The organism is Citrobacter sp. Ct235 (assembly GCF_030332305.1).
GTDB classification, from domain to species: domain Bacteria; phylum Pseudomonadota; class Gammaproteobacteria; order Enterobacterales; family Enterobacteriaceae; genus Citrobacter_A; species Citrobacter_A telavivensis.
On sequence record NZ_JAOWIC010000049.1, the window covers coordinates 938,547 to 956,667 of the forward strand.

General features: G+C 55.0%; 15 protein-coding genes. 5 read left to right on the top strand and 10 right to left on the bottom strand.

The features are described from left to right. Positions 1 to 91 precede the first annotated feature (91 nt). From narI to OGY35_RS21570, 5 genes are all read right to left on the bottom strand, one after another. Positions 92 to 769 (bottom strand): respiratory nitrate reductase subunit gamma, encoded by a 678-nt coding sequence (gene narI, locus OGY35_RS21550; RefSeq protein ID WP_286633415.1) that lies wholly within the window; start codon positions 767 to 769, stop codon positions 92 to 94. Beyond that, positions 769 to 1,479, bottom strand: coding sequence for a nitrate reductase molybdenum cofactor assembly chaperone (gene narJ / locus OGY35_RS21555; protein ID WP_152404314.1), 711 nt, complete (start codon positions 1,477 to 1,479; stop codon positions 769 to 771). The genes narI and narJ overlap by 1 nt, the downstream gene beginning before the upstream one ends. Beyond that, a complete protein-coding gene (gene narH / locus OGY35_RS21560) occupies positions 1,476 to 3,011 on the bottom strand; it encodes a nitrate reductase subunit beta (RefSeq protein WP_286633416.1) in 1,536 nt (511 codons plus the stop codon). Before narH ends, narJ begins: the two co-directional genes overlap by 4 nt. Beyond that, positions 3,008 to 6,751, bottom strand: a complete 3,744-nt coding sequence (locus OGY35_RS21565) for a nitrate reductase subunit alpha (RefSeq protein WP_286633417.1) — start codon at positions 6,749 to 6,751, stop codon at positions 3,008 to 3,010. Before OGY35_RS21565 ends, narH begins: the two co-directional genes overlap by 4 nt. A 407-nt stretch (positions 6,752 to 7,158) precedes the next feature. Then, a complete protein-coding gene (locus OGY35_RS21570) occupies positions 7,159 to 8,550 on the bottom strand; it encodes a NarK family nitrate/nitrite MFS transporter (protein WP_286633418.1) in 1,392 nt (463 codons plus the stop codon). A gap of 353 nt (positions 8,551 to 8,903) precedes the next feature. On the opposite strand from OGY35_RS21570, the gene narX reads away from it, so the two are divergent. Both narX and narL read left to right on the top strand, forming a co-directional pair. Then, positions 8,904 to 10,700 (top strand): nitrate/nitrite two-component system sensor histidine kinase NarX, encoded by a 1,797-nt coding sequence (gene narX / locus OGY35_RS21575; protein WP_286633419.1) that lies wholly within the window; start codon positions 8,904 to 8,906, stop codon positions 10,698 to 10,700. Further along, entirely contained in the window at positions 10,693 to 11,343 is a 651-nt protein-coding gene (narL, locus tag OGY35_RS21580; RefSeq protein WP_042318615.1) for a two-component system response regulator NarL, read from the top strand. The genes narX and narL overlap by 8 nt, the downstream gene beginning before the upstream one ends. Here the strand turns inward: narL and OGY35_RS21585 are convergent, their stop codons facing one another. Then, complete coding sequence (locus OGY35_RS21585) at positions 11,344 to 12,750, bottom strand: YchO/YchP family invasin (protein ID WP_286633420.1); 1,407 nt, start codon at positions 12,748 to 12,750, stop codon at positions 11,344 to 11,346. A gap of 209 nt (positions 12,751 to 12,959) precedes the next feature. Between OGY35_RS21585 and OGY35_RS21590 the strand changes: the two genes are divergently transcribed. Further along, positions 12,960 to 13,313, top strand: a complete 354-nt coding sequence (locus OGY35_RS21590) for a DsrE/DsrF/TusD sulfur relay family protein (RefSeq protein ID WP_152404307.1) — start codon at positions 12,960 to 12,962, stop codon at positions 13,311 to 13,313. Between the two features lie 263 nt (positions 13,314 to 13,576). Continuing rightward, entirely contained in the window at positions 13,577 to 13,822 is a 246-nt protein-coding gene (locus OGY35_RS21595) for a DUF1883 domain-containing protein (RefSeq protein ID WP_046481060.1), read from the top strand. Positions 13,823 to 13,870: 48 nt separating this feature from the next. Here the strand turns inward: OGY35_RS21595 and OGY35_RS21600 are convergent, their stop codons facing one another. Both OGY35_RS21600 and chaB read right to left on the bottom strand, forming a co-directional pair. Next, positions 13,871 to 14,566, bottom strand: coding sequence for a gamma-glutamylcyclotransferase (locus OGY35_RS21600; RefSeq protein WP_152404306.1), 696 nt, complete (start codon positions 14,564 to 14,566; stop codon positions 13,871 to 13,873). Between the two features lie 196 nt (positions 14,567 to 14,762). Then, entirely contained in the window at positions 14,763 to 14,993 is a 231-nt protein-coding gene (chaB, locus tag OGY35_RS21605) for a putative cation transport regulator ChaB (RefSeq protein ID WP_178823826.1), read from the bottom strand. A 272-nt stretch (positions 14,994 to 15,265) separates the two neighbouring features. On the opposite strand from chaB, the gene chaA reads away from it, so the two are divergent. After that, a complete protein-coding gene (chaA, locus tag OGY35_RS21610) occupies positions 15,266 to 16,366 on the top strand; it encodes a sodium-potassium/proton antiporter ChaA (RefSeq protein WP_286633421.1) in 1,101 nt (366 codons plus the stop codon). Positions 16,367 to 16,419: 53 nt separating this feature from the next. On the opposite strand, the gene kdsA is transcribed toward chaA, so the two are convergent. Both kdsA and sirB1 read right to left on the bottom strand, forming a co-directional pair. Next, positions 16,420 to 17,274, bottom strand: coding sequence for a 3-deoxy-8-phosphooctulonate synthase (gene kdsA, locus OGY35_RS21615; protein WP_046481064.1), 855 nt, complete (start codon positions 17,272 to 17,274; stop codon positions 16,420 to 16,422). A gap of 36 nt (positions 17,275 to 17,310) precedes the next feature. After that, the gene (sirB1, locus tag OGY35_RS21620; RefSeq protein WP_046481065.1) at positions 17,311 to 18,120 is read right to left on the bottom strand and encodes an invasion regulator SirB1; all 810 of its coding nucleotides are present in this window, start codon (positions 18,118 to 18,120) and stop codon (positions 17,311 to 17,313) included. Between the last annotated feature and the right edge of the window lies 1 nt (position 18,121).

The window sequence follows — 18,121 nt, forward strand, 5'->3', positions numbered from 1 at the left end:
TCGGATAAGCGTAGCGCCATCCGACAATTCAGGTCGCACGCCCCCATAAAAAAACCCTGCCGGAGCAGGGTTTAGCAACACAAAAACCGTATCAGTGACGGGCGCGAACAATCTGGTATTTGCGCGTCAGGTACTCGACCGGCGCGCTCCAGATGTGTACCAGCCGGGAGAACGGGAACAGCAGGAACAGCGTCATCCCCAGCACCAGATGCAGACGGAAGATAAATGCCACACCCTCCAGATGCGCAGACGCGCCACCGTGGAAGGTCACCACAGACTGTGCCCAGCCCACCAGTTTCATCATTTCGCTACCGTCCATATGCTGGGCGGAGAACGGAATAGTCAACAGTCCCAACGCGCACTGGATCACCAGCAGCGAAAGGATCAGGATATCGGCTCCGGTGGTGGTTGCCCGCACGCGTGGGCTGAACAGACGACGCTTAAGCAACAGTACACCGCCGACAAGGCACATCAGGCCCGCCGCACCGCCGCCAATCATCGCCATCTTCTGTTTCACTTCAATAGGCAGCCAGGCTTCATACATCCAGTGCGGCGTCAGCATGCCGAGGAAGTGGCCGGCAAAGATCCCCAATATCCCAAAATGGAACAGGTTCGATGCCATGTTCATCCCCTTGCGATCCAGCATCTGACTGGACCCGGCACGCCAGGTGTACTGACCATAGTCGTAACGCAACCAGCTACCCATCAGAAACACGGACCCGGCAATGTACGGGTAGATGTCAAAGAAGAACATATTCAGGAAGTGCATTATTGCTGTCCTCCGGTGGTGATATTCAGATATTGCGGCGCAACGGCTCCGGCAAAACGACGCTGATGAGCGGAAATTTCAGACTCGCCGCAGCCCTGATCGGCAAAGAATTTCACCTGCTCTTCTTCCCAGACCGCATCAAGCGCCTGCGGCGTATCATCGCGAACTTCATCCGCAATTTTCTCCGCGACTTTGTCGCTGTCGACAGTCGCATTCGCCAGTTTCAGCAGCAGATCGAACAATACCGCATAGCGGCTTTCACGCTGTTGCAGACGCGCACCCAGCAGCGCCAGAATCGGGGCAATGTCCTGCAACCCGCCCAGCGCCTCGCGCTTGGGCAACTGTGCCAGATACTCCAGATACAGCGGCAGATGGTCCGGCAGCTCACGGCTGTCGAGCTGCAAACCGTGCTGCTCGTACTGTGCCATCAGGTCAACCATCGCCTGACCGCGGTCGCGAGACTCACCGTGGACGTGTTCGAACAGCAACAGCGAGGTTGCCCGACCGCGGTCGAACAGTTCGCTGTAATTGGCCTGCGCATCCAGCATCTCCTGCGCGGTTAAGTCGCGCAGGAAAACGCTGAGCGTATGCGCATCCTCTTTATTGAGATTTTCAGATGACGCGAGTGCATCGTACAGTTCCTGCTGATGCTGCCACAGGGCAGCATCAGGGTACTCAAGCAGACGCGAAACAATGACGAGTTCAATCATTGGTGCGGCTCCGTTTTGCTGGTCACATCGATGGCATCAATGCGGCGGCTGTTAAACAGGTTGAACTTAGTATCAGAACCGTGGCAACCGTCGCCGAAGGTAAAGCCACAACCGCTTTTCTCCGGGAATGCATCACGCGCCAGTTCACGGTGGCTACTCGGTACCACGAAGCGATCTTCGTAGTTGGCAATCGCCAGGTAACGGTACATTTCCTGCGCCTGTGCTTCGCTTAAGCCCACCTCTTCCAGCGCGCGGGTGTCCACTTTGCCGTCAACCGTTTCCGCACGTTTGTAGTGGCGCATCGCCAGCATACGTTTCAGCGCCAGCAATACCGGCTGGATATCACCTGCGGTGAGCAGGTTAGCGAGGTACTGAACCGGGATCCGCAGGCTGTCCACGTCAGGCAGAATGCCGTTGCTGCCCAGTTCGCCCGCATCCGCCGCCGACTGAATCGGTGACAGAGGCGGTACATACCACACCATCGGCAGCGTGCGATATTCCGGATGTAGCGGCAGCGCCAGCTTCCAGTCCATTGCCATTTTATAAACTGGCGACTGCTGCGCCGCGTCAATGACGCTCTGCGGAATACCGTCTTTCAGCGCCTGTTCAATGACCGCCGGATCGTTCGGATCGAGGAACACATCCAGTTGGCGCTGGTAGAGATCTTTCTCATGCTCGGTGCTTGCTGCATTTTCAATCGCATCCGCGTCATACAGCAGCACGCCAAGGTAACGGATACGGCCCACGCAGGTTTCGGAGCACACGGTCGGCTGACCGGCTTCGATACGCGGATAGCAGAAGATGCACTTCTCAGACTTACCGCTCTTCCAGTTGAAGTAGATTTTTTTGTACGGGCAACCGGTGATGCACATCCGCCAGCCACGGCACTTGTCCTGGTCGATCAGCACGATGCCGTCTTCTTCACGCTTATAGATGGCGCCGCTCGGGCAGGTCGCCACACACGCCGGGTTGAGGCAATGTTCGCACAGTCGCGGCAGATACATCATGAAGGTGTTTTCAAACTGGCCGTACATCGCCTTCTGCATGTTTTCGAAGTTCTTGTCTTGCGACAGCTTCTCAAACTCACCGCCCAGATCGTCTTCCCAGTTCGGCCCTTTTTCGATTTTCGCCATCCGCTGGCCGGTAATCAGCGAGCGCGGACGCGCGATCGGCTGATGCTTACCTTCGGCTGCGTTGTGCAGGTTCTGATAATCGAAATCAAACGGCTCGTAGTAGTCATCAATGCCCGGCAGATGCGGGTTAGCAAAGATTTTGCCCAGCAGCATCGCACGGTTGCCCATGCGCGGCTGGATTTTGCCGTTGATTTTTCGGATCCAGCCGCCCTTGTATTTTTCCTGATCTTCCCAGTGGGTCGGGAAGCCGGTGCCAGGCTTGGTTTCAACGTTGTTGAACCACGCGTATTCAGCACCTTCACGGCTGGTCCAGACGTTTTTACAGGTCACGGAACAGGTGTGACAGCCGATGCACTTATCGAGATTCAGCACCATGCCGACTTGTGAACGAATTTTCATTTTACGCTCTCCTGTACCTGGTCATTGCCTTCGCCATCCAACCAGTTAATGTTCTTCATCTTACGTACCACCACGAACTCATCGCGGTTCGAACCGACGGTGCCGTAGTAGTTAAAGCCGTAGGCCAACTGCGCATAGCCGCCGATCATGTGAGTTGGTTTCGGCGTAATACGGGTGACCGAGTTATGAATACCGCCGCGCTGCTCGGTGATTTCTGAGCCAGGAATGTTCACGATACGTTCCTGTGCGTGATACATCATGGTCATACCCGCGGGGACACGCTGGCTCACCACTGCGCGCGCAGTTAACGAACCGTTGCTGTTGAACACTTCGATCCAGTCGTTATCTTTGATCTCCAGATCGTTGGCATCCACTTCACTCATCCACACAATCGGGCCACCGCGCCCCAGCGTCAGCATCAGCAGGTTGTCACTGTAGGTGGAGTGAATGCCCCACTTCTGGTGCGGCGTCAGGAAGTTGAGCGCTTTTTCCGGGTTACCGTTGGATTTCTCGCCCATCACCGATTTCACCGAACGGGTGTCAATTGGCGGACGATAAACCAGCAGGCTTTCGCCGAAATCACGCATCCACTGATGATCCTGATACAGCGACTGGCGACCGGTCAGCGTGCGCCACGGGATCAGCTCATGAACGTTGGTATAGCCCGCGTTGTAGGAGACGTGTTCATCTTCAAGACCGGACCAGGTCGGGCTGGAGATGATTTTGCGCGGCTGGGCCTGGATATCGCGGAAGCGGATTTTTTCCTCTTCTTTGTTCGTCGCCAGATGGGTATGGTCGCGACCGGTAAACTCGCTGAGCGCCGCCCAGGCTTTCACCGCCACGTGACCGTTTGTTTCCGGGGCCAGCGTCAGGATCATCTCTGCCGCGTCAATGGCGGTATTGAGCATTGGCTGGCCTTTCGCCGGGCCGTCTGCCTTGGTGTAGTTAAGCTTGCGCAGCAGATCCATTTCGCTCTGCGTGTTCCAGGCGATCCCTTTACCGCCGTTACCGATTTTCTCCATCAGCGGGCCAATCGAGGTAAAACGCTCATACGTTGCCGGATAATCACGTTCAACGGTCATGATGTGCGGCGCGGTAACGCCCGGAATCAGGTCACATTCGCCTTTTTTCCAGTCCTTCACATCCAGCGGCTGTGCCAGTTCGGCGGCAGAATCATGCTGAATTGGCAGCGTGACGACATCCGTCTCTTTCCCGAGGTGCCCCACGCACACTTCTGAGAATTTCTTCGCGATAGCTTTGTAGATTTCCCAGTCGCTTTTTGATTCCCATGCCGGGTCAACGGCGGCGGAAAGCGGATGAATAAACGGATGCATATCCGAGGTATTCATGTCGTCTTTCTCATACCAGGTAGCGGTTGGCAGCACGATATCGGAGTACAGACAGGTGCTCGACAAACGGAAATCCAGCGTTACCACCAGATCCAGTTTGCCGTCGAGGCCGTTGTCCTGCCATTCCACTTCTTCCGGCTTCACGCCGCCCTGCTTGCCCAGGTCTTTGCCCTGAATACCGTGCTCGGTTCCCAGCAGGTACTTCAGCATGAATTCGTGACCTTTACCGGAGGAGCCCAACAGGTTGGAGCGCCAGATGAACAGGTTGCGTGGATGGTTTTTCCCATTTTCCGGCTGTTCGGCCGCGAAACGAATCGAACCGTCTTTCAGCGACTTGACGGTGTAATCCACCGGCGTCATCCCGACCTTCTTCGCCTCTTGTGCGATGGTCAGCGGGTTGGTGCCAAGCTGTGGTGCCGACGGCAGCCAGCCCATGCGCTCGGCACGCACGTTGAAGTCAATCAGATGTCCGCTGTAGCGCGATTTATCTGCCAGCGGCGACAGCAGCTCCTGTGCGGTAACCGTCTCATATCGCCACTGACTGGAGTGGTTGTAGAAGTACGACGTACTGTTCATGTGACGTGCCGGACGCTGCCAGTCAAGGGCAAATGCCAACGGCTGCCAGCCGGTCTGCGGACGCAGTTTTTCCTGGCCGACATAGTGCGCCCAACCGCCGCCGCTCTGGCCGATACAGCCACAGAACACCAGCATGTTGATAAGCCCGCGATAGTTCATATCGAGGTGGTACCAGTGGTTCAGACCGGCACCGACGATGATCATCGAACGACCGTGCGTCTTATCCGCATTGTCGGCAAACTCACGCGCGATGCGGGTGATCTGCGCACGCGGAACGCCGGTAATTTGCTCTGCCCACGCCGGGGTGTACGCTTTGATATCGTCGTAGCTGGTTGCGCAGTTAGCATCGTTCAGACCGCGTTCCAGACCGTAGTTGGCCATCGTCAGATCGTAAACGGTGGTGACCAGCGCCGTGGTGCCGTCCGCCAGTTGCAGGCGTTTAACCGGCAGTTTGTGCAACAGCACGTTTTCCAGTTCAACTTTATTAACGTGTTCGGTGCCTTCACCGCCGAAGTACGGGAAGCCCACCTCGGCGATCTCGTCCTGGCTGCCCAGCAGACTCAATTGCAGTTCCGTCTCGGCACCGGTCGTCCCGTCGCGCTGCTCAAGGTTCCATTTGCCCTTCTCGCCCCAGCGGAAACCAATAGAACCGTTCGGCGCGACCATATCGCCATTGCTGTTGATGGCAACGGTTTTCCATTCCGGGTTGTTTTCCTGGCCCAGCGCGTCAACAAGGTCTGCGGCGCGCAGCATACGACCCGCAGCATAGTAACCGTCACGCTCTTCCAGCATCACCAGCATTGGCATGTCGGTGTAGCGACGCACGTAGTCGGTAAAGTACTGGCTCGGGTTGTCGAGATGGAATTCACGCAGCATGACGTGACCCATTGCCAGCGCCATCGCCGCATCAGTCCCCTGTTTCGGGGCCAGCCAGAGGTCGCACAGTTTGGCGATTTCAGCGTAGTCCGGCGTTATCGCAACGGTTTTAGTGCCTTTATAGCGGACTTCAGTAAAGAAGTGGGCATCCGGCGTACGGGTCTGGGGAACGTTAGAACCCCAGGCGATGATGTAGCTGGAGTTGTACCAGTCAGCGGATTCCGGCACGTCAGTCTGCTCACCCCAGGTCTGCGGTGAGGCCGGAGGCAGGTCGCAGTACCAGTCGTAGAAGCTCAGGCAGGTCCCGCCAATCAAGGAGAGGTAACGCGCGCCGGACGCATAGGAGACCATTGACATCGCCGGGATCGGCGAAAAACCGGCCACGCGATCAGGGCCGTAAGTTTTCACGGTATAGACGTTGGAGGCGGCAATCAGTTCATTGACTTCCTGCCAGGAGGAGCGGACGAAACCACCACGACCACGCGCTTGTTTGAAGCTTTTTGCTTTATCGGCGTCTTCGATGATGGAGGCCCAGGCGTCAACCGGATCGCTGTGCAGTTTCTTCGCTTCACGCCACATCTTCATCAGACGTTTGCGCATCAGCGGATATTTCAGACGGTTAGCACTGTAGAGATACCAGGAGTAGCTGGCGCCGCGCGGACAGCCGCGAGGCTCGTGGTTTGGCATGTCCGGACGGGTACGTGGGTAGTCCGTTTGCTGGGTTTCCCAGGTCACCAGACCATTTTTAACGTAGATTTTCCAGCTGCATGAGCCGGTGCAGTTAACCCCGTGGGTTGAACGCACAACTTTGTCGTGCTGCCAACGCTGGCGATATCCATCCTCCCAGTCCCGGTTGGTTTCGAGAAGCTGGCCGTGCCCATCGGCAAAGGTTTCACCCTTCTGCTTGAAGTAGCGAAATCGGTCCAGGAATTTACTCATCGGTTCTCTCCTGTGGAGCCTGACGGCTCTCTGATAAATCGACATTCAGATAAATCGACATTGCTTGATTGAGAGCGAAGGTAACGCTCTGAAAGGACGTGAGAATTGATAACGATCAAGGCGGAAAGGGATGAAAACGGGGAGTAAATCTGGACATACCCCTTTCGGATGATTTGATTATTTCATTTATTTTATTGATTTAATTGATTATTTTATTCATCACGCATTAGTCGAGTGTTTAATTCTTTACAAGTGGGTATTAAGGGGTATGCCCCCTGGAGACACCCTCCGGCTGAGGGGGTGGCAGAACGGTGCGAACAACAAATCAAAAGTATGTTGTAACTAAATAAGATGTAAAAAAAGCGCGGTCTAACGCCGCGCAAATGGGGGATACATGACTGCTCTTTTTATTTTTTCGAATGCCGCCCGTATACCAACCAGGTGATAACCACACAGGCGATATAGAAGATCAGGAAGACTTTCATCGCGCCAACCGGCGAGCCGGTTAAGGCCAGCGAGGTGCCAAATGCTTTCGGGATAAAGAAGCCGCCAATGGCCCCAATCGCTGAAATAAAGCCTAACGCTGCCGCCGTATCGGTCGCCGCTTCGCGCATCGCTTTCTCTTCAGAGCCGCCTTCCGCCTTCACGCGATCCATCGTTAGCTTACGGAAGATAACGGAGATCATCTGGAAGGTGGAACCACTGCCCAGCCCTGCCGTCATAAATAACGCAAGGAAGACCGCGAAGAAGGCGATGAAACTGCCGCCGGTACCATTAGTCGGTAACGTCAGGAACAGCAGGCCGCTGAAAATGGCCATCAGCACGAAGTTCACCAGCGTGACGCGCGTCCCGCCTAAACGGTCAGAGATAGCCCCGCCCGCCGAACGCGCCAGCGCGCCGACAAAGGGACCAAAAAATGCATAGTGCAGGATCTGAATCTCCGGGAATTGCGTTTTTGACAGCATCGCAAAGCCTGCGGAAAACCCGATGAACGAGCCGAAAGTCGCCAGATAGAGCAGGCTCATGATCCACAGGTGACCACGTTTGAGGACCGGCAGTTGTTCTTTCAGTGACGCCTTCGACGTCGCCAGTTCGTTCATGCCGAACCAGGCCGCCAGCGTAAAGAGAGCGAGAAACGGTACCCAGACCCACGCGGCATTCGCCAGATACAGCTGCGAACCGTCCGGTTGTTCAACCCCGTGGCTGCCAAAGATGGCGAATATCGACAGAGAGACCACCAGCGGCGCAACCAGTTGCATGACGCTGACGCCCATATTCCCCAAACCGCCGTTCAGCCCCAGCGCACCGCCCTGCTTCTGTTTCGGAAAGAAGAAGCTGATGTTCGCCATACTGGAGGCAAAGTTCGCGCCGGCAAAACCGCAAAGCAAAGAGATCAGAATGAAGGTGCTGAACGGTGTGGAAGTATCCTGCACCGCAAACCCTAACCAGACGCACGGAATAATCAGGATCCCGGTACTGAACGCGGTCCAGCGACGGCCGCCAAAGACCGGTACCATGAAAGAGTAAGGCACACGTAACAACGCGCCGGAGACCGACGGTAATGCCGTCAGCATAAACAGTTGGTCAGTCGTAAAGTTGAAGCCGACTTTCGGCAGATTCACCGCAACAGCGCTGAACAACATCCAGACGCAAAACGCCAGCAGCAGACAAGGGACGGAAATCCACAGGTTGCGACTGGCGATACGTTGACCTCGCTGCGCCCAGAACGCCGGGTCTTCCGGCCGCCATTCTGTGATTACAGCTCCAGATGCCCTTTCCGGGGCGGATGAGTGACTCATAGACACCTCTGATACTCGATTCGATGCCTGCAACATTAGGGTTTACAGCGCAAGGTAAGTTGATATAAATCAAAGGAAAAGTTGTCGATATCACAGCAAAAAAATCATGATCACCCTAAGTGAGTAGAATAATTCGACAAGAAATACGTGGTTTTTCACAGTGCTGCCCGCCGCGGGTACCCCCTTCCTCAAATCCTCTCCGATCGCGGCAATTAAGAGGTAACTCGTTTTAGGTATGGGTATACTCCAGGGGATGGTCGAGAATAACGCCACTGCCCAATTCTGACCGGCAGTCTCGTCATTCATTAAGGTTTCCTCATTCGCTGTCCGGAGGCCTGAAGGAAGAAGGTTTTATGCTAAAACGTTGTCTCTCTCCGCTCACGCTGGTTAACCAGGTGGCGCTCATTGTGATGCTCTCTACCGCCATTGGCGTGGCGGGTATGGCTGTCTCTGGCTGGCTGGTCCAGGGCGTGCAGGGCAGCGCGCACGCCATCAATAAAGCGGGCTCACTGCGGATGCAAAGCTATCGCCTGCTCGCGGCGGTGCCGTTGAACGCTGACGACCAGAAACTGCTTAATGAGATGGAACAGACGGCGTTCAGCCCGGAACTCACCCGTGCGGCAGAACGCGACGGCCAGCAGGCGCAACTGCGCGCACTCCAGGATTACTGGCATCGCGAACTCTCTCCTGGCCTGCAACAGGCCAGCAGCAGAGAGGCCGTCGCCGCCGACGTCAGCCAGTTCGTCACCGGTCTTGACAGGCTCGTCTCCGCGTTTGATCACATCACCGAAATGCGCATCGAGCGCGTGGTCATGGTGCACCGGGTGATGGCGATTTTCATGGCGCTGCTGCTGGTCTTTACCATTATCTGGTTGCGGGCGCGTCTGCTTCAGCCGTGGAAACAACTGCTGTCGATGGCCCGTGCCGTCAGCCAGCGTGACTTCACTCAGCGCGCGCAGATCGGCGGGCGCAATGAGATGGCGATGCTCGGCGATGCGCTTAATAACATGTCAGACGAACTGGCGGAAAGCTATTCGGTGCTCGAGCAGCGCGTCAGGGAAAAAACCGCCGGGCTGGAGCAGAAAAACCAGATCCTCTCTTTTCTCTGGCAGGCGAACCGTCGTCTGCATTCACCGGTACCGCTTTGCGAACGGCTCTCCCCGGTGCTGAACGGTCTGCAAAACCTGACCCAAATGCATGACATCGAACTGCGGGTGTATGACCAGGAAGACGAAGATAACCATCAGGAATTTACCTGCCAGTCCGATATCAGCTGTGATGATAAGGGGTGCCATCTCTGCCCGCGCGACGCGCTGCCGCAAATTGAAGGGGGAATGACGCTGAAATGGCGCTTAACGGACACCCACACCCAATACGGCATTTTACTGGCGACCCTGCCGCAGGGGCGTCACCTGAGTCACGATCAGCAACAACTGGTGGACACCGTCGTGGAACAACTCACCGCAACGCTGGCGCTGGATCGCAATCAGGAACGCCAGCAGCAGTTGATTGTCATGGAAGAGCGTGCAACCATTGCGCGCGAACTGCATGATTCTATTGCACAATCACTGTCCTGTATGAAGATGCAGGTCAGTTGCCTGCAAATGCAGGGAGAGACGTTGCCGGACAGCAGCCGCGACCTGCTGAGCCAGATCCGCAACGAACTGAACGCTTCATGGGCGCAACTGCGCGAACTGTTGACCACGTTCCGCTTACAGTTGGCCGAGCCCGGTCTGCGCCCGGCGCTGGAAGCCAGTTGTCAGGAATACAGCGCCCGTTTTGGCTTTACGGTGAAACTGGATTATCAGCTACCACCGCGTCTGGTGCCTTCGCATCAGGCGATTCATCTACTGCAAATTGCCCGCGAAGCCTTAAGCAATGCGCTTAAGCACTCTCACGCTGATGAAGTGATAGTCACCGTAGCGCTAAAGGGCAAGCAGGTTAAATTGACTGTACAAGACAACGGCTGCGGCGTTCCTGAGAACGCCGAACGCAGTAACCACTATGGCATGATCATCATGCGCGACCGGGCGCAGAGCCTGCGCGGAGATTGCCAGGTACGCCGTCGCGAGACGGGCGGTACTGAAGTCGCTGTCACCTTTATTCCCGAAAAATACTTCACAGAAGTTCAAGGAGATACCCATGAATAATCAGGAACCGGCAACTATCCTGCTCATCGACGATCATCCGATGCTGCGGACCGGCGTCAAACAGCTTGTCAGCATGGCACCCGATATTACTGTGGTCGGTGAAGCCAGTAACGGCGAGCAGGGTATCGAACTGGCCGAATCGCTTGACCCGGATCTGATCCTGCTCGACCTGAACATGCCGGGGATGAACGGGCTGGAAACCCTCGACAAACTGCGTGAGAAGGCGCTGTCCGGTCGAATTGTGGTGTTCAGCGTGTCGAATCATGAAGAGGATGTCGTGACGGCGCTCAAGCGCGGCGCTGACGGTTATCTGTTGAAAGACATGGAACCGGAAGACTTGCTTAAGTCGTTACAGCAGGCCGCTGCCGGAGAGATGGTATTAAGCGAAGCGTTAACGCCGGTGCTGGCTGCCAGCCTGCGCGCCAACCGAGCCACCTCCGATCGCGACGTCACGCAACTGACCCCACGTGAGCGCGACATTCTGAAGCTTATCGCCCAGGGCCTGCCAAACAAAATGATTGCCCGCCGTCTGGATATCACCGAAAGCACGGTGAAAGTCCACGTGAAGCATATGCTGAAGAAAATGAAGCTCAAATCACGCGTCGAAGCGGCAGTGTGGGTGCATCAGGAACGCATCTTCTGATTACTCCTCCGGGAGCAACCTCCAGCGCGGATCGTCCTCTGGCATTGTCATAAACGGTTCAGTTAGCGCGAGCGTGATCTCATTGGAAGAGACACGCTGCCCCTTCTCATCTTCCACCACCACCGACAGTCGCCAGCGGTTACTCGCGCCTTCACTGCTGTCCCAGGCCGGCATAATGACCGTCCAGCCCTCAGCACTTTCTGCGTTTGCGCCCGCCGTCAGACTCAGCGCCTGCATATCCCCCTGCCAGGTGATATGGCGAATGCCATGCAGACTGCGTACCTGTAATTTTAGCGGTACCGTTTCGCCCGCATGCAGATCCCACGGCGGGGTCGCCAGAAATACGCTCAGGGTTTTACGCTGACGATACTCCATCGTCGGCAGGTTGTTGCGCTGCGGATTGTCATAGCGGCTTCCGCGCAGCGACTGACTTTCCGCCACTTCGCTTGCCGCCAACTGTTTTTTCAACGGCACGCCGAAGCGGTAATTCAGGTTCAGTCCGAGGTTGTTCTGGCTGAGACCGCTCTCTCCCTGCTTGTGCTGAGCGGTTACGGTCACCAGCGGAACCGGAGTGTAGTTCAGCCCCAACTTCACCGCTACCGGGTTGTGATAGCCCGTTCCTGAATCGAACAGATCCACGCTGTCGCCAAAATATTGCTCCACGCTGACGCGGGTGTTGAGAAATTCGTAGAATGGCATTCGCATTTCAGCCGTGACGTCGTAACCGCGCGCCATTCGTTGCTCCAGCGTCGGCGTATGGGCGCGCCATGAGGCAAACGGCTGGTAATAATTGGCCGAAAGTCGCAGGTATTCCCCCCACGCTTCGGCACCCAGTCCGCCGCGCTGAAGGTTTTCATCCAGCAGATTATCGTAGAAGGTGTTATAGCCGAGCAGCCAACCGTCGCGCGCCCAGCGCTGGCCGATACCCACATTACTCACCAGTCCGTCATCCTGCTGGGTAAGCCCCAGTTGACTCCAGGTGAGGTAGCGCGAGTTATCCTGCCAGGGAACGAGCCAGCTTCCGCGACTGCCGTTGAAATTGCCTTCGTTATCGACCTGTACGTTGACGCTGGCCCTGCCCCACGGCGACAGCCAGGATTCCAGGTGTTGATTCACCTGCTCACTCACCGCGTCGCGCACCTGGCCAAAGGCAAACTGTTTTGCCTGCTCACCGGTGTCAAGACCGTTGTCGATCATGCTCGCCTCGCCAAAGGCTTTCGCCATCTCGGCGAAATGTTTTTCGCCTTCATGCGAGTCGGGCGCCATCCCCAGATCGGGCAGCCCGTCCTGATTATTGTCAAAGGGATTTTCGGCCTGTTGCATAAAGGAGGATTGTGCACTGGCCGTACCGCCTGCCAGCAGCAAGAGTAACCAGAGAGGGACGGGATGCGATACAAAACGGCTCAAATCGACGATGGCTTCTTACACAGTTCAGTTAACTTAACTCGTTAAAAGCTTACCTGACTCAGGGATGTTTTGCAGACTTTCTCACACTTTCAGGAATATCCTTACTCTTGCCTGGTATTCCTTTTCGTCAGACTTTCATTGGTAACACTCCGCTTGCGCGGTAACATAACGGGCTGACAAATCAAACCTCCCTGCTTACAGGAGTCAACATGCAAAAGATAGTGATCATTGCCAACGGTGCGGCATACGGTAGCGAATCGTTATTCAACAGCCTGAGACTGGCGATCGCGTTACGTGAACAGGCGGGCGATCTCGACCTGCGACTGTTTCTGATGTCGGATGCCGTCACGGCGGGTTTACGCGGTCAGAAGCCCGCAGAAGGCTATAACATTCAGCAGATGCTGGAGATTCTCACCGCCCAGAATGTCCCGGTCAAACTGTGCAAGACCTGCACGGACGGACGCGGGATCACGGCGCTGCCGCTGATTGACGGCGTGGAAGTCGGCACGCTGGTAGAACTGGCGCAGTGGACGCTGGCCGCCGACAAAGTTCTGACGTTCTAATCACTCTTTTCAGGTGAGCTTGCTGAAACAGCCGGTAATTTCCGAATTTAATCTTATTGGGGCGTATCTTTACCAAAAGTAAGTGCGCCCGATCACGCTTTTCTCAGGCATTTTGTCACTATTGTTTAATCGTTATGCCATTTTTTGATCAAAATCAGCATCCGAAGCCTAACTCTTTGGTGTTATGCCTCATGGGTAAAATGTGAACAACATCACGCAGCACTTCCTAAGGGAAGTACGTTGTTTTCAATACGGGGTGAGAAATGGCATTAGTAAAGGCAAGTTTGAAGTTATTTGGTGGGGATACTGTGGTCGTACGCTGTTCTGAGTGTTGCCACATTCATCTGATGAGCGAGAAGAATCACGTTAAAGACGCGCAAACCGACATATTAAGCGTGCAAAATCGTGATAACGCGTGGTTGACCGTACCGTATACCGGCGTCTGGAATGTATTGATCGACAGCCATAGCCAGTCGCTTGAACATTCCATCAGTTATATCGCCGCCTGATACGCGAATTGCCCGGTAGCGCCTGTGCCTACCGGGTTTATATAAGCCTCACGCGAAACCCGGGCGTAGAACACCTTCCGGCAGAGATTCACCTAACAACCCCCGAACGTTAGTCACCAGGTCGTTAAGACATTCATCCTGCATTCCCAGTTTCTGCAACTCCTGTTCGAGCGAAAACAGGTACTGCGCGTTGGTGCCAAGCGGCCCACTGGCGGCGGCAATCAGCGGGGCGATAATTTGCGCACGCGTGTCCGACTCATACAGCGGATGGCGCGGGTCCATAATGAACACCAGCGCATTCACCGTTCGCCCGTCGTCCAGCGCCAGTTGGCACCAGGTTGGCAGATAGCAACCGGTGATCATTTCTCGCTTCCACAGCAGGGTTAACTCCTGCTCAAGCGAAGCATCCGGGAGACGATAGGCCACGCCAGTGGTGCGCCCGCCCTCTTTCAGTGCAAGCATTCGCCCCGGCTGGCACGCGGTTCCGCGCCCTGCCGTAAGACGCAGGCAAAATGCCCGATGCCATCCCACCAGCGTACCGGTGCATGACTCATCAAATTCTAGCGCCGGGTTCCACATCAACGATCCATAACCGAAGATCCACACCGGTCCATCATCTGGTCGACAAGCCAGCGTCGCCGCAAGGGACGCCGCACGTTGTTCTGCTGACCATAAGAGTGATTCTTCAATAGCACCAAATGCCGTCTTACAATCGGCATTCATCAAGAAATCACGCGTTAACACCTTACACCTCCGCCACTGCATACTTCCCTGCGACAACTTTTTGACGCCTTCCGGGCATTTTAACTGCTCATTTTGAAACCAATATCACGACAATATGCAATTCACGGGCCGCTTGCAAGGCTGCAACGGTTGCGGGTAGCACGATTCGCCCATGCGTTCACGGGGGCTGTAGCGTTAAACCTTATAAGTTAAGTGGTTAGGTTTTCTTATGCCACTTATCATCTTCACCTTTGGCATACTCTTTTTTCACTGCCGCCCACGCGACTTTATGCGCGGTCTCTTCCCGACTGGCATCATCGCGGCGGTCAGCTTTGTCCTTGTACTGTTCCCAGGCGCTATTGAACGCCTCCTTGTAGATCGCCTGGGCATGGGCGGGTAAGACGTGCTGTACACTGTCTGGTAGATCTTTTTTCGCTTGATAAGGCATCATTGACTCCGCTTTTTGGCTAAACCTTAAGTGTGGTCAACCCTGGACGCCTCTGCCACTACAAAGAGGTTTATTCACCCTGGCCCATCATAAGGCATTGTTATTTAAACATTCAAAAAGCAAGAGTTTCTCTTTCTGTGGTTTTAAAGGTGAAATGCGGGAATGCCGTAAAATTTCGTAAAATATCACCAGAAAGCCTGCGTTTTCTGTTATTTTTTACACGCTTTATTACATTTATAACTAAAATCGACCTGCAGAGATGGAGAGCATTCATGACACATGCACATGAGGCGGTGAAAACCCGCCATAAGGAGACATCGCTTATTTTCCCGGTTGTGGCGCTGGTAGTGCTGTTCCTTTGGGGAAGCAGCCATTCACTACCAGCGGTGATCGGAATTAACCTTCTTGCCCTGATTGGTATTTTAAGCAGCGCCTTTAGCGTTGTTCGTCACGCCGACGTACTGGCCCACCGCCTCGGCGAACCCTATGGCTCACTCATTCTGAGTCTGTCAGTGGTCATTCTCGAAGTTAGCTTGATCTCAGCCCTGATGGCGACCGGCGATGCGGCTCCCACGCTGATGCGCGACACGCTTTATTCCATCATCTTGATTGTGACCGGTGGTCTGGTGGGTTTTTCACTGTTACTGGGCGGGCGTAAATTCGCAACGCAGTATATGAACCTGTTCGGGATTAAGCAGTATCTTATTGCCCTGTTTCCGCTGGCGATTATCGTGCTGGTATTTCCAATGGCGCTGCCGGGTGCGAATTTCACCACCGGCCAGGCGCTGTTGGTCGCTTTAATTTCTGCCGCGATGTACGGCGTGTTCCTGCTCATTCAGACCAAAACGCACCAGAGCCTGTTTGTCTACGAGCATGAAGATGACAGCGACGACGACGACCCGCATCACGGTAAGCCCTCAGCGCACAGCAATTTGTGGCATGCCGTCTGGCTGGTGATTCATCTGATTGCGGTGATTGCCGTTACCAAGATGAACGCGAACCCGCTGGAAACGCTGCTGACTGAGCTGAACGCCCCGGTCGCCTTTACCGGCTTCCTTGTCGCACTGCTGATCCTCTCCCCGGAAGGGCTTGGGGCGCTGAAAGCCGTGTTGAATAATCAGGTACAGAGAGCAATGAACCTGTTCTTTGGTTCGGTGCTGGCAACCATCTCCCTGACGGTACCGGTGGTGACGCTGATAGCATGGGCAACGGGGAATGACCTGGTGTTCGGCTTAGGCGCGCCGGAAATGGTGGTGATGGTGGCGTCGCTGGTGCTGTGCCATATCTCGTTCTCAACGGGACGCACCAACGTGCTGAACGGTGCGGCGCATCTGGCACTGTTTATCGCCTATCTGATGACGATATTTGCCTGACCTTGCAGGCAAAAAAAACCCCGCTGCGGCGGGGTTTTCTGTTTCTGCGAGACTTAGTTCTCGGTATCCAGCTCGTCAAAGCTTTTCACCAGATCGTCAACCGCTTTCATCTGCACAAGGAACTGTTCCAGCTTCGCCAGCGGCAGCGCGGACGGACCGTCGCATTTCGCGTTGGCCGGATCCGGGTGCGCTTCGATGAACAGACCGGCCAGACCGACCGCCATACCCGCACGCGCCAGCTCAGTCACCTGACCGCGACGGCCGCCAGAGGCTGCACCGAAGGGATCGCGGCACTGCAACGCGTGGGTCACATCGAAAATGACCGGGCTGTTACCGGAGACTTTCTTCATCACGCTGAAGCCCAGCATATCAACGACCAGGTTGTCATAACCAAAGTTTGCCCCACGGTCACACAGGATCACCTTATCGTTACCGCCTTCATGGAATTTATCCACGATGTTACCCATCTGACCCGGGCTCACGAACTGCGGTTTCTTCACGTTGATGACTGCGCCGGTTTTCGCCATCGCTTCCACCAAATCGGTCTGACGCGCGAGGAACGCCGGTAACTGAATCACATCCACAACGTCAGCAACAGGCTGCGCCTGGCTGGCTTCATGAACGTCGGTGATCACTTTCACGCCAAAGGTCTGCTTCAGTTCCTGGAAGATTTTCATCCCTTCTTCCAGGCCCGGTCCACGGTAGGAGTGGATAGAGGAGCGGTTGGCTTTATCAAAAGAGGCCTTGAACACGTAAGGGATACCCAGTTTCTGGGTAACGGTCACGTAGTGCTCACAAATGCGCATCGCCAGATCGCGCGATTCCAGCACGTTCATACCACCAAACAGCACGAACGGCAGATCGTTTGCTACCTTGATGTCGCCAATGCTAACCACTTTTTGTTTCATAGGATCGCCTTAATGATGAGTAAGAATGTCGATAAATTAATGCAGGACAATTTGCTTGTGCGAGATGTTATTAATCTGCGCACGAATCATTTCGCTGATCGGGTCTTCCGGACACTGCTCAACGAAATAGCTTAAATCGGTCAGCGCGACATGTTCACATTCCAGTTGCGCATAAATTAAGCCCCGGTCACGTATTTCGTACGGATCTTCCGGGTTAAATTGCAGTAACGCTTCACTCGCACGCAGCGCCAGTTCCATCTGTTGTTCTTCCATTAGAGAAGATTTCAACGTGTCCAGCAGCTTGCGAATGACTTCTGCGTTATCCGCTTCATCCAGGTCTTCGTTAAATAACTCTGCGACCGGACTGATATTCCCCTTCAGCCATACTTCCAGCGTATGCTCATTCAACGTTTCACCATTGAACGGGTTGATGAGCCACATTTCGCCTTCCAGCGACTCAATACGCAAAATAAGCTGCGTCGGGAAAATCACCGGTACCAGCGGCAATGACAACCGGTTGGCGATCCACAATAAGATCGCCCCCAGAGACACCGCGCTGCCCTGGCGGTTCTTCAGTACCTGGTCAAGCCATAATGCGTCGGACAAACGGTAAACGCCGCGGGTGTCAGTAAAACCCCACTCGCCGTAGAAAAGTGCCAGCAATTTTTCCAGTTGCTCATCCTGAGACAAAAGCTGGCTAATTTCTTCTTGCGCCTGGCTGACCAGACGTTCCAGCTCGTCGTAGACAGTTTGCGAAGGAAAATCCAGACGGATCGATTCCGATGCCAGGATCATCCCATCACACAATGGCGCTTTATTAAATTCGAAATCAGCTAACGACCTCATG

Excerpts from the sequence above, each read along its gene's own strand:
- chaA (WP_286633421.1), top strand. The coding sequence starts at position 15,266 with ATGACACATGCACATGAGGCGGTGAAAACCCGCCATAAGGAGACATCG.
- sirB1 (WP_046481065.1), bottom strand. The coding sequence starts at position 18,120 with ATGAGGTCGTTAGCTGATTTCGAATTTAATAAAGCGCCATTGTGTGAT.
- OGY35_RS21595 (WP_046481060.1), top strand. The coding sequence starts at position 13,577 with ATGGCATTAGTAAAGGCAAGTTTGAAGTTATTTGGTGGGGATACTGTG.
- kdsA (WP_046481064.1), bottom strand. The coding sequence starts at position 17,274 with ATGAAACAAAAAGTGGTTAGCATTGGCGACATCAAGGTAGCAAACGAT.
- narL (WP_042318615.1), top strand. The coding sequence starts at position 10,693 with ATGAATAATCAGGAACCGGCAACTATCCTGCTCATCGACGATCATCCG.
- narI (WP_286633415.1), bottom strand. The coding sequence starts at position 769 with ATGCACTTCCTGAATATGTTCTTCTTTGACATCTACCCGTACATTGCC.
- chaB (WP_178823826.1), bottom strand. The coding sequence starts at position 14,993 with ATGCCTTATCAAGCGAAAAAAGATCTACCAGACAGTGTACAGCACGTC.
- narJ (WP_152404314.1), bottom strand. The coding sequence starts at position 1,479 with ATGATTGAACTCGTCATTGTTTCGCGTCTGCTTGAGTACCCTGATGCT.
- OGY35_RS21565 (WP_286633417.1), bottom strand. The coding sequence starts at position 6,751 with ATGAGTAAATTCCTGGACCGATTTCGCTACTTCAAGCAGAAGGGTGAA.
- narH (WP_286633416.1), bottom strand. The coding sequence starts at position 3,011 with ATGAAAATTCGTTCACAAGTCGGCATGGTGCTGAATCTCGATAAGTGC.
- narX (WP_286633419.1), top strand. The coding sequence starts at position 8,904 with ATGCTAAAACGTTGTCTCTCTCCGCTCACGCTGGTTAACCAGGTGGCG.
- OGY35_RS21570 (WP_286633418.1), bottom strand. The coding sequence starts at position 8,550 with ATGAGTCACTCATCCGCCCCGGAAAGGGCATCTGGAGCTGTAATCACA.
- OGY35_RS21590 (WP_152404307.1), top strand. The coding sequence starts at position 12,960 with ATGCAAAAGATAGTGATCATTGCCAACGGTGCGGCATACGGTAGCGAA.